This is a genomic window from Nocardia iowensis (assembly GCF_019222765.1).
Taxonomy (GTDB): domain Bacteria; phylum Actinomycetota; class Actinomycetes; order Mycobacteriales; family Mycobacteriaceae; genus Nocardia; species Nocardia iowensis.
This window is the reverse complement of the sequence record NZ_CP078145.1, coordinates 6,810,009-6,821,208: the sequence shown is the minus strand read 5'-3', so window position 1 is coordinate 6,821,208 and position 11,200 is coordinate 6,810,009. Positions and strand designations below refer to the sequence as shown.

Genomic DNA, 11,200 nt, shown 5'->3' with positions numbered 1-11,200 from the left:
TGACTCGCCGTCGAATTGGGCGGCTATGATGACTCGGCGAATGTGTTTCCGGCGAAAGGCGTTTGGTCGTGGATCCGTACAGCACCGGGCAGTTCCGCATCGGGCCGGAGGCCGAGGTTATCGAAAGCGCGGCCTGGCTGGCCGAGTTCACCGAAGGCTATATCGCGGGCTGGAACAGTGGCGACGGCGCGGCCGTCGCGAAATGTGCCACCGAGGACACCATGTGGTACGACCCGTCACTCGGCAAGCGGGTGGCCGGACGCGCCGGCGTCGAGGAGTTCGTCTCCGACACCGTGCGGTCGTTCCCGGATGTGGCCTACACCAATCCCTTTCCGCCGCTGCTCGCCGCCGAGGGCAGAGCTGCCGTGGTGCCGTGGCGGATGACCGGCACCCACCTCGGCCCGATCGACCCACCGGGGTTCGCGGCCACCGGCAAGAAGATCGACCTGCTGGTGATCGACATCTGGCAGTTCCGTGGTGGACTCATCTGGCGCAGCCAAGCGACCTGGGATCTCTCGGAAATGCTGCTGCAACTCGGGCTGATGCCGCCGCGCGGCAGCACCGCCGAGCGCGCGATGGCACGCGCTCAGCGGGTGCGTTCCCGGCTCCCGTTCTGAGTTGGTTCGGCCGTTCCCGGGTCAACTCGGCTCGGGAACGGCCGGATCGTCCGCTTCCGCGGTGAACCGTTCCATTGCCTGGATCAGTGATGTCCCCACGTCGTCCAAGGTGGCGCCCATGCCGACGAGCAGATTGAGGATCGCGGGCACCAGCACTTCGAACAGGCCCTCGTCGCCGAGGTGCCCGGCCATCTCCAACTGGACGAAGCCGAACAGGCCCATCCAGAGCTGGGCCGCCGCCGAGCGCACGTCCGGCGTATCGATCAGAGCGGCCTCCTGCGCCCTGCGCACCGCGTCCACCACGTGGTCGAATGTTTCCTGGTAGTGCTCGAACTCCGAATCATTCTCGGCAACAAGGACATTGCCGCGATTGATCTTCATGTCGATGCGTTGTGACCCGGTGCCGAACATCAATTGGAACAGCTCGGGTCGGCGCTGGGCTTCGTCGCGGAACACCAGCCCGAGTACCAGCAGATCCGTGATGGGGTCATCGGTCACCCCGAATTCGTCCATCCGCGCACCCAGCAAGGCGAAGCCCGCCGAACCCGCCGCGCGGATCAGGCCGGGCATGCCGCCGAAGTTGGAGTACACGGCCATCGTGGACACCCCGCACATACTCGACACTCGGCGCACCGTGAGGGCGTGCAGGCCCTCGGTCGACACGACCTGCACGGTCGCGTCGATCAGCCGGTCACGCAGCGCGGTGCTCATGGCCTCTGCCGAAGAATGCTGTGCCGCGGTCAATTCGGTGATCATCCCCCCAGCCGTCCCTTCGCTCATGGCTTCCATTCAGTTGGCCGCACAGCTCAGACGGCCACGCGTAATTCCTCGGCGGTGATTTCCTCGAGGGAGCGTCGCCGCGTCTCGATCAGGAAGGCGATGCCCGCGGCCGCCGCGATGGTCATCGGTACGGCGCTGATCAGCGCGGTCATCGAAATCGATGGGGTGGCCACGGCGAGCACCACGAGCGCGATCACGATGATGCCGCCCGCCTTGCTCATGCCTGCCGCCAAACCGGTACCGCGGGAGCGTATCCGGGTCGGATAGGCCTCGGCGCCGTAGGCGATGAGCACGGCGACCACCGAACTGGCGCCCCAGATCGGCGGAATGAGCAGCGCGTACAGCAGCACCTTGTTGTCCGCGACGCTGTCGCCGAAGGCGACGAACCCGAACAGCGAGACCGCGAGCATCGCGCTCAGCGTCACCATCGTCCACTTCGAGGACCGGTGATAGCAATACGCCACCAGGAAATTCAGCGGGAAGCCGATCAACGCCGAGTCGCGCAGGATCTGATCGGCCGAGACGCCGCTGTACCCGAGCTGGCGCAGGTTCGTCGGCAACCAGAGCTGGAAGCCGTACACCACCAGGCCGACACCGAGGCCGACCAGCACGAGCACGGTGGTGATGCCGGCGAACGGCGCCTGCAACAATCGGCGGTACCCGGCTTTCACGCCCGCTTCCACGGTGAGTTCCGACTTTTCGACCGGGACGATGGACGCGTGATAGACGCGCAGCACGTCCTCGGCCTCTTTTCGACGGCCGAGTGCGAGCAGGAAGCGCGGTGACTCGGGGACCCATCGGGTCAGCAGAATGACCAGCAAACCGGTCGGGAATCCGATCAGCCACATCACCCGCCAGCCGTAGGTGTCGCCGATGGTGGACGAGAGCCAGCTGGTGATGACGTAGGCGCCCGCGATATCGCCGCCGATCAGGACCATCAGCCAGCCGCGGTGACGGGCCGGAATCGTCTCGGCCAGCAGGGTGAACGCGATCGGCAGCATGCCACCCGCGCTGATGCCCATGAGCAGGCACATCAGCAGGTTCAGCTCGAAGCTCGGCATCGCCCCACAGACCGAGGTCGCCACGAAGAAGACGCCCGCCAGCAGAATCGCCGCCTTGCGGCCGATCCGGTCGCCGAGCCAACCCCAGAGGAACGAGCCGATCACCGTGCCGGTGATGCCGACGAGCGGCAGCAGCGCGGCGGGCAGACTGCCGCCAGGATTGGTGGCCGTACGCAGGTCGTATTCCTTGGCCATGCCCGGCACGACGAACGCCAGCGTGGTCGGCTTCATGACGTCGATCGTGATGGCGGCGGCCATCACCAGCAGCAGCACGACGTGCACCCGATTGATCGGGGCATCGTCGAGCGCGCGCACCTGCAGATTCGCCACCTTGTCCCGTTGCGCCCCAACGGGAACCAGGCCATAGGCGGTGACCACCAGGCCGATGACGATCAGCACCATTCCGCTGATCATGGCGGCGTCCATCGGCATATCCGCCATGTGATAGCCCATGTGCCTGGATTCCCAGTACATCGGGAAGTGCAGTGCGGTTCCTAGACTCGTTGCGGCGAGACCTGACCAGAAGGCGAGGTTACGCCGACGAATGGGTGCCGAGGGAGATTCGCCATCGGGTTGCTCGATTGATGTATCGAGGTGTCTTTGGTCGCGCACAGATATCTCCGGTCCTTGCCGCACGAACAGCGGGCGATACAGGAAGCGTGGAGCCGCGTTCGCAGGCTACGAAGAGGAGTAGCGCCCTGTGGGGCGCTTGTCGGAACCGAGGTCGTCACTGAAACTCTTGGTGACAAAGTGTAACATCCACCCTGGTTCTCCGAAATGGTTTGTCGCATTCCGGCTTTCGCAGCTCCGCCAATCTCGTTGTGACACTTGACAACGAGACGTGTGACGGACAGTGGTCCGTCACGGCCGGCGGTCCGATACGCCCCAACCCCAAGGCACCGATGCCGCGTTCGGTAGCTTGCCGACAACTACCTTCGCCTACCGCTTCCGCAGCGGTCGTCCCTCACGTCCTCTGTCGTCCATCCAACTAGCTAACTACTGGTCGGTAGCATACCTGGAGCGACGCCGATCCGACGGGCAAACGAATGATCTTGTTGGAGAGCAGAGTTGGGGGATTGATCTTGAAACCGGCATGCTCTACGCTGCCGTCCCGGTCTGCTGAGCCGGACCGGAGCATGGACCGATCGCCTCGGCGGACGATACGCTCGACCGATGGCCGCCCCGCTCACCGGAGTCCTCGCATGGCCGGCGATCGGATTCGTTGCCATCGTCCTGGTGGGCCGAATGGCGCTCGTCCGGGACACCGTTTCGGATCGGCTGCTCAATCGGATGTTCCTGTGGAGCCTCGCTGGGCTGCTGCTCTACCGGTGCGCCACGATGCCGGGGATGGTCGGGCTGGCACACCAGCTCGCGCTCGGGTGCAACATCATGGTCTTCCTGTGCGTGTACGGCATCGCTTTGCTGTGGCAGCCAGAGGCGGATTCGGCGAGTGTTTCGCGCCGCCAATGGATTTGCGTGGTAGTCGCCGGTGGCTGCGTCGGTGTGATGCTGCTCGCCGGGACGTCGGCGCGCAACGACGATCGAATGGTCGATCTGACGCTCGACCTCGAGGGGATTGTCGTCTGGACGGCCTACGTCGTACCGCTGGCCGTCACCGCGTTCCTGATCACTCGGTGGTGCGTTCGCGAGATCAGGTTCGGCGACCTCACCGGTCGGGCGAAGTTCGTCTGCTACGGCCTGATCGGCGGCAACGTCGTGCTGGCGGTCAATTGGTCGATCTCGTTGGTGCAGTTGGCCGTCGGCTCGTCGCCCCTGGGATCACACCCGTTGCGCATGGAGTTGGCCTTCACCATCTGCATCGTCAACGACGCGGCGTTCCTCGGCATGCCCGTGCTCCGTAGCCTGATCGTCCGGGCCGGTTGGGATCGGGACGGACGCCGCTGCCGTCAGCTGCGCCCACTCTGGCGCGACCTCACCGCGGCGGTGCCCCAGATAGTGATGCCGCCGGTGCCACAGGCGCGGATCCAGGATGGCGGCCCCAGCCGTCTGTTCCGGATGAGCGTCGAAATACGCGATGCGCTACTGCAACTGGGGCCTTACTTCCATGCCGCGCCTGTGGGCAACGGCGCGTTGCCCGCCCAGCCGGGACTCGAGGGCGACATGGCCTATTACGTGCAGCGGCTCGACTACGCGGTCCAGGCGAGGAAAGCCGGTGTGGCGCCCGCCGATTCCGCTGCCGTCCCGCAGTTGCCGAGGGCGGGTAGCGATTTCAGCGCCGATCTTCAGCAACTGCTCGACCTGGCTATGGCGTGGTCGAAACGGTCACCTGCTCACGGCTCCTCGCGGCTGCCCGCGGTATCCGGGCAGGCACTTGTCGGCGGCACGGCGAAGTCGTGAACGCGAGACGGCATCCGCGATCGAGATGGCGGACGCCGTCGTGGGGTTCGGCCTACAGCACGGCCTGGGTCTGGGTCACCTTCGCGACGAGCTTGTCCGCGTCATCGCGAATTTCGGTCTCCACCACGATGAACGAGCGCCCCGCGTGCAACGGGGTCGATGAGGCCGTCGCGTAGCCGGTGCGGACCGCGCGCACGAAGTTCGTCTTCGACTCGACCGTGGTGGTGCCCTGCTTACCTTCCGGCAGATTCAGGTACGCGCACACCGCACCGGTGGCGTCCGCCAAGGACATCAGCACGCCGCCGTGCACGACACCGCCCACCGTGCACAAAGACTCGTCCCAGGCGATGCGGCTGCGCACCAGCGCGGGTCCGTGCTCGAGCACCTCGATGCCGAGCTGCTTGGTGAACGGCATGGTCTGATGGAAAAGCGCGGTGCCCGTCTCGTCGATCATGACCGCGATCTTGCCCGACGCGCCGCGCTTGGTCGATTACCCCGGAGGTAAAGGTCATCGATCCGGCCAGGTGCGCCGTTGGGCGGCATGGGCCGACACCGCGACGATCACCAGCGCCGCGGTGAGCCCGCCGAGCAGCATGACGGTGGCGGGCGAGGCGCGGTCGACCACGAGGCCGCCGGCCAGCGCGCCGAGCGAGATCGTCGCCTGGAACGAGGCGGTGAACAGCACCGATGCCGCCTCCGGTACGTCCGGCGCGGCCTTGGCGAACCAGGCTTGCGAGGACACCGGCACCGCGCCGTACCCGATGCCCCAGATGATCAACAACGCCAGCGCGCCCACCGCCCAGTGGCCGAGCATCGGCAGTAGCAGCGTGGCACCCGCCAGTAAGGCCGCGGCACCACCGAAGGTGGCGTGTGGCCGCCGCTCGATCATGGCGCCGCCGAGGAAGTTACCGAGAATGCCTGCCGCACCATAGATCAGGAGCAGCAGCGTTACCATGCCCGGCCCCAGCTTGGTCACCTGTTCGAGGAACGGCGTGACATAGGTGTAAGCGCCGAAATGCGCCAGCACGACGAGAAAGGTTGCCAGCAAGGCGAATCGAGTAGTGCCCCCGCGAAGCAGACCGCGCAGCACGGACGCACGGGTGACCTGACGAGCGGGCAGCGGCGGCAGGAACGCCACCAGCATGCCAAGCACCACGGCCGTGACGACGCCGACGACCACGAATGTCGTTCGCCAGCCCGCGATCTCGCCGAGCAAGGTGCCCGCGGGTACGCCGAGCACCGAGCCGAGCGGCACCGAGGAGAAGATCACCGCGTTGGCCCGGCGCACCGATGCCGCGGGGACCAGACGCTCGGCCAGCCCGGCCGCGATGGACCAGAACCCGCCGACGGCGACGCCGACCAGCACCCGGGACACCAGCACGACCCAGTACGCCGGTGCGACTGCCACCAGCGCGTTGGCCAGCACGAGCAGGAACATGAACAGGCACAGCATGACCCGTCGATCGATCCGCCCGGTGGCGACGGTCGCCACCGGCGCGGCGACGGCCGCGACCAGCCCCGGCATGGTCATCATCAGCCCGGCCATGCCGTCGGAGACGGTGAAGTCGGCGCCGATCGAGGTGAGCAGGCCGATCGGCAGAATCTCGGTGGTGACGATGGCGAAGATGCCGATCGTCACCGAGACCACGGCGAGCCAGCCGGTCAGCGGGGTGCGGACGGGTGTCGGGGGAGAGGTGAGGACTGTGGACACGCCGCCAGTTCAGCAGCGGGCCGGTCGATGATCCGGCGGGTTTCCGCCGGGACCGTATCGAGGGCGAAAAGCCGCTCAGCCGCGCCCGGTGCGCATCGGGGCGAGGAATTCGGCGTTCGTCTCGGACTTGCGCAAGCCTTCGAGTAGCAGGTCGAGGGCCTGTTTTCCGTCCAGACCGGCGAGGGTCCGGCGCAGGGTGTTGGTCGAGGCCAGCTCGTCGGGTGCGAGCAGGAGTTCGTCCTTGCGGGTGCCGGACTGGGCGATGTCGACGGCGGGGAAGACCCGGCGGCTCGCGGCGGAACGATCCAGTTTGAGCTCGGCGTTGCCGGTGCCCTTGTACTCCTCGAAGATCACCGTGTCGGCCAGCGAGCCGGTTTCCACCAGTGCGGTGGCGATGATGGTGAGCGAACCGCCGTGCTCGATATTGCGCGCGGCGCCGAGGAATCGTTTGGGCGGGGCGAGGGCGGAGGCTTCGACGCCGCCGGACAGCACGCGGCCGGAGGACGGGCCTGCCAGGTTGTAGGCGCGGGCGAGGCGGGTCAGCGAATCGAGCAGCACCACGACGTCACGGCCCATTTCGACCAGGCGTTTGGCGTGTTCGATGGCGAGTTCGGCGACCCCGATGTGGTCGCGGGCGGGCTGGTCGAAGGTGGCGGCGGCGACGTCGGCGGGCACCGCCCTGGTCAGGTCGGTCACCTCTTCGGGACGTTCGCCGACCAGCACCAGCAGCAGTTCGCATTCCGGGTGGTTCTTCGCGATGCCGTGCGCGATCGCTTGCAGCACAGAGGTTTTGCCTGCTTTCGGGGGCGCGACGATCAGCGCGCGCTGGCCCTTGCCGATCGGCATGACCAGGTCGGTGACGCGGGTGGTGATGGCGTGCTGTTCGGTTTCCAGGCGCAGGCGTTCGTTGGGGTAGATCGGCACCAGGTCGGCGAAGACCGGGCGGTGCCTGAGCTTGTCCGGCTGCTGTCCGTTGACGGTGCCGATGGTGTGCAGCGCCGCGGGTTTGCCGTTGGTGGACGCGGATTGCGTTGTGCCGGTGATGAAGTCGCCGCGGCGCAGGCGGTGTTCCCGGATGAGTCGTTGCGGCACGATGACGTCGCGTGGTCCGGGCAGGTAGCCGTCCAGGCGTAGGGTGCCGCGGTTGTCGGTGAGGTCGAGGATGCCGGTGACGGAGCGTGTCGCGTTCTGCTCGGCCGCTCGGTCGCCGGGGGTATCTTGAATTGTGTTGGTGTTCATAGGTTTTCCTTCGTGGAATGAGTTTCTTGGGTACGGCGAACGGCCGTGACTGCGACGGCGATGGGCGCGTCGCGGAGCAGGATCCTCGAGGTATTCCGGAACGGTGCGGTAGACCGGGTCGGAAGAGGGGATCTCGGAATTCTTGTGGGAGAAGCTGACCTACATCCACAAGTAGAAGATGTCGCCGAGAGTACAGGTTCGCTCATCGGCGCGCAATGGTGTTGGTCACCGGCTCTACGCTCAACGACCTTCGGCGCAGGAATAATCCCGTGACCCGGGCGAATGCTCGGCGGCCGTCCGCCGAGGTCACTCGGCTGGCTGCTCGGGCCGGGCGGTGCCGAACCTAGTCAGGAGTTGGGCCCGCACGCGGGCAAGTGATCCGCCGCTGATCGGAGCCGACGCTCTCCGGAACGACCAGCTGACGCGACGATGCCCGGCAGGTGACGTGGTCGAGCCGTCACCTACCGGGCATCGCGGTGTTCGGTGCTATTTATCCATAGACCGAGCTGAAGAACTGGATCGCGCTGGCGATGCCGACCGGGACGCCGAGCAGGATCATGCCCGCCGCGGCACCGAGGGCGATGCCGACGCCTGCGCCCGCGATGCACAGGCCGATCGGACCGGCGAAGAAGGTCGGAACGACCAGCGGCGCGCCGATGATCGCGCCCGCGACGCAGCCGAGTGCACCGCCGACGATGGTGCCGATCAGCGTGCCGACCGCGGTGGCCAGGCCGAACTGCGTGGCCGCCGTGCTGAGCGCGGTGTTGAAGTCGGCGCCCGCGACGTCCTTCGCGTCGACCGGCTTCAGCATGCTGGCCGGGCGGGCGTCAGCGGCATTCGTGCTCGGCGTGAAGGTGGCGGTGTTGCCGTCGATCTGCGCCGCGATCGGCCATTCCATACCGTCTTTGAGGTAGGTCAGCGGCATGCCAGCAACCAGGCGTCCTTGATTATCCAGAACCTGGAACTGGGTGCCCTGCGTCGTCAGCGAACCGGCGTCGGTCTTCAACACGACCGATTTGTCGACCACATTCGCGGTGTAGTGGATGCCGGGCAGAATGTCGGTGTGCACGGTGGTCCCCGGTGCCGGGGCCGGGGCGGCGGGCTCCGCGTGCGCGGTGCCGCTCGTGATGCCGACTGCTGCGATGACCAGTGCGGACGTAGCAGCGAACTTCTTGACCTTCATGTATTCCAAACACTTTCCTCAGCAGGAGCACCTTCGGCCCCGAGGGGCTTCGGGCCGGGCGCGGCCCATGAATACGAACCTTCGCAAAGGGTCGTCTCACTTCATTACGGCGATGTAACAGAGCCTGCAAAGGAAACGTCAATTCGACGTGACAAGTGTTAAAGAAGTATAAATTCGGACATTTAGCTAACTTTCAGCATCTACTAATGTGGCGCACGACACTCATTTTCTTTCTGCCGTGGTCCGCAGAAATGCGCGATGCCATCGTCTCAGCCCATGTGAGAGACGAGCGCGCCTGGCAAATGTGGCAGCACCAGATCGATGAGCCGCCACGGCCACGCGGGCACACATGCCCGCTTCTGCTCTTTCTCGATCGCACCGACCATCGCGGCGACGCCCTTGTCCAGTGGCGCCACTATGCGCGCATCGCCCGCCTTGGCCGCCATGTCGGTGGCGATGAATCCGGGCAGCAGCGTGGTGACCGCGATCGGTGACTTCGCCAGTTCAGTGGTGAGCGCCTGTCCGAGGGCGGCGAGACCCGCCTTGCTCGCCGAGTAGGCGGCCTTCTTGCCCGGCAGTCCGCGCACCGCGCTCATCGAGGACACCAGCACCAGATGGCCCGCATTCTGTGCGCGAAAGATTTCCAGCGCGGCTTCGGCCTGCGCGAGGGCGCTGACGAAGTTCGTCGTCGCCGTGGCCAGATTGGCGTCGGCTCGCCCGCTGCCGATTACCGCGCCCTTGCCGAGGCCCGCGTTGACGATGACCCGGTCCAGCCCGCCGAGTTCGTCGCGCAACTCGCCGAATGCCCGCGGTACCGACTGGTGCTCGTCGACGTCGAGCGCGCGGACCGCGACGGTGATGCCGGGATGGGCGGCGACGAGTTCGTCGCGCAGCGATTCGAGCGCTCCGAGTCGCCGGGCACACAACGCGAGATCGCGGCCCTTGCTTGCGAAGTCGCGGGCCATGGCGGCGCCGAGGCCCGCGCTCGCGCCGGTGATCAGAATCTTGGTCCTCGTCATGCGCCCGACCATAACGGGCGCCGGGTCAGCCGCCGAAGGATCCGGTGCGCGGCGGTGGGGGCAGCAGGCGCCAGGGACCGCAGTTCACGGTTTTGAAGGCCACGTCGGTCGGCTCGATCTCCGCGCGGATCGGGCCGAGCCGGGTGAAGTTGTTGCCGATGATGTAGTCCATGTTGGTGTTGTCGCCCTCGACCTTCCAGAGTCTGCGCCAATCGCAGCCGTACGCCGGGTCGGGTGTGCCGGGCGCCTCCCAGATGCCGGGGAAGATGTCGATGCCCACCAGATAGAGGCCGTCTCCCGGCATCGTGTTCGCGGGTTCTGCGGCCGCCGTCCCGGCGCCGATCAGGGTCATCGCGGACGTCATGGCACCCGCGATCAGGAGCGTGCTTGCACGCATGGCGATGTCTCCTCGAATCGTGCTCCAACCGCCGCGCAGCGGCTGACCTGGGAGATCCCCGAATCTCCGGGGCAAGATCTACCAGAGACCCCGCGGAAATGTGCCGCATTCCACTTTTCTTGTGTCGATGCATTACTGAATCGCGCACGATGTTGTCATCGGTCGGATCCGCCGCGATATCCGAGGTATGACATGTGCCGGGCTCGGATCCGTCCGTACGGTGCGGCGATCTACGTCGTGCGGCGCGCACTGCGCCGGGTTGTGCACCGACGCCGGCCTAGCCACGGTGCTGGCGTCCGAGCGGGTGCTGCTGCATTGGCGGGTACGGCGTGCGCTGAGTGATAGCGGGCTGGCCGAGCAGGCAGTGCAGGAGTCGCTGCTGCGGGCCTGGCGTTCGTGCGCGTTCTTCGACAAGACCAAGGGCAGCGTCCGGACTTGGCTGCTGGCGATCCTGCGTAACGTCATTATCGACATGGTCCGAGCGCGGGCCGCCCGGCCGGGGGACATCGGTTGGGACGAGGTCGGGGAGCTCGCCGACATCCGCTACGCGCACCCCGATTTCACGGACGGTCTGATCGACGGACTGCTGGTTGCGGAGTTGCTGTCGCGTCTGCCGGGTCCGCAGCGCGAGGCCGTGGTCGAGGTGATCCTCCGGGACCGCGGGTATCAGGAGGTGGCCGACGACATCGGTGTCCCGGTCGGGACGGTGAAGACGAGGGTGCATTACGGCCTGCGTTCGCTGCGCAGGCTGCCGCGCGGCGCCTGATCTGCTCGCGAACACACCGCGGCAGCGGTAACGGTTCGGTAACTGGGGTTGCTATGCTGGTGCTCGCGT

At 66.4% G+C, this 11,200-nt stretch carries 10 protein-coding genes and 1 pseudogene; 3 read left to right on the top strand and 8 right to left on the bottom strand.

Annotated elements, in window-relative coordinates; all coding sequences use genetic code 11:
- Positions 1–68: 68 nt before the first annotated feature.
- Entirely contained in the window at positions 69–617 is a 549-nt protein-coding gene (locus KV110_RS31465; RefSeq protein WP_218470806.1) for an ester cyclase, read from the top strand.
- Positions 618–638: 21 nt separating this feature from the next.
- Here KV110_RS31465 and KV110_RS31460 read toward each other — a convergent pair whose 3' ends face one another.
- On the bottom strand, positions 639–1,397 hold the full coding sequence (locus tag KV110_RS31460; protein WP_218470805.1) for a TetR/AcrR family transcriptional regulator: 759 nt from the start codon (positions 1,395–1,397) through the stop codon (positions 639–641).
- A gap of 26 nt (positions 1,398–1,423) precedes the next feature.
- Positions 1,424–2,932, bottom strand: a complete 1,509-nt coding sequence (locus tag KV110_RS31455; protein ID WP_218470804.1) for an MFS transporter — start codon at positions 2,930–2,932, stop codon at positions 1,424–1,426.
- 699 nt (positions 2,933–3,631) lie between these two features.
- Here KV110_RS31455 and KV110_RS31450 point away from each other — a divergent pair.
- A complete protein-coding gene (locus KV110_RS31450) occupies positions 3,632–4,816 on the top strand; it encodes an MAB_1171c family putative transporter (RefSeq protein WP_218470803.1) in 1,185 nt (394 codons plus the stop codon).
- Between the two features lie 52 nt (positions 4,817–4,868).
- Here the strand turns inward: KV110_RS31450 and KV110_RS31445 are convergent, their stop codons facing one another.
- The 6 genes and pseudogenes from KV110_RS31445 to KV110_RS31420 form a co-directional block, all read right to left on the bottom strand.
- Complete coding sequence (locus tag KV110_RS31445) at positions 4,869–5,270, bottom strand: PaaI family thioesterase (RefSeq protein WP_218470801.1); 402 nt, start codon at positions 5,268–5,270, stop codon at positions 4,869–4,871.
- Between the two features lie 54 nt (positions 5,271–5,324).
- Positions 5,325–6,527 (bottom strand): MFS transporter, encoded by a 1,203-nt coding sequence (locus KV110_RS31440; RefSeq protein WP_218470800.1) that lies wholly within the window; start codon positions 6,525–6,527, stop codon positions 5,325–5,327.
- Between the two features lie 75 nt (positions 6,528–6,602).
- A pseudogene (locus KV110_RS31435) lies at positions 6,603–7,721 on the bottom strand (transcription termination factor Rho, short form); the annotation flags it as partial.
- Positions 7,722–8,256: 535 nt separating this feature from the next.
- Positions 8,257–8,949 carry a DUF8020 domain-containing protein gene (locus KV110_RS31430; RefSeq protein ID WP_218479138.1) on the bottom strand — a complete coding sequence of 231 codons (693 nt, stop codon included), beginning with the start codon at positions 8,947–8,949 and terminating at the stop codon, positions 8,257–8,259.
- Between the two features lie 269 nt (positions 8,950–9,218).
- A complete protein-coding gene (locus tag KV110_RS31425) occupies positions 9,219–9,968 on the bottom strand; it encodes an SDR family oxidoreductase (RefSeq protein ID WP_218470797.1) in 750 nt (249 codons plus the stop codon).
- A 25-nt stretch (positions 9,969–9,993) separates the two neighbouring features.
- A complete protein-coding gene (locus KV110_RS31420) occupies positions 9,994–10,365 on the bottom strand; it encodes an Rv1352/Rv1906c domain-containing protein (protein WP_218470796.1) in 372 nt (123 codons plus the stop codon).
- 286 nt (positions 10,366–10,651) lie between these two features.
- Between KV110_RS31420 and KV110_RS31415 the strand changes: the two genes are divergently transcribed.
- Positions 10,652–11,131 carry a sigma-70 family RNA polymerase sigma factor gene (locus KV110_RS31415; RefSeq protein WP_246634102.1) on the top strand — a complete coding sequence of 160 codons (480 nt, stop codon included), beginning with the start codon at positions 10,652–10,654 and terminating at the stop codon, positions 11,129–11,131.
- The last annotated feature ends 69 nt before the right edge of the window (positions 11,132–11,200 follow it).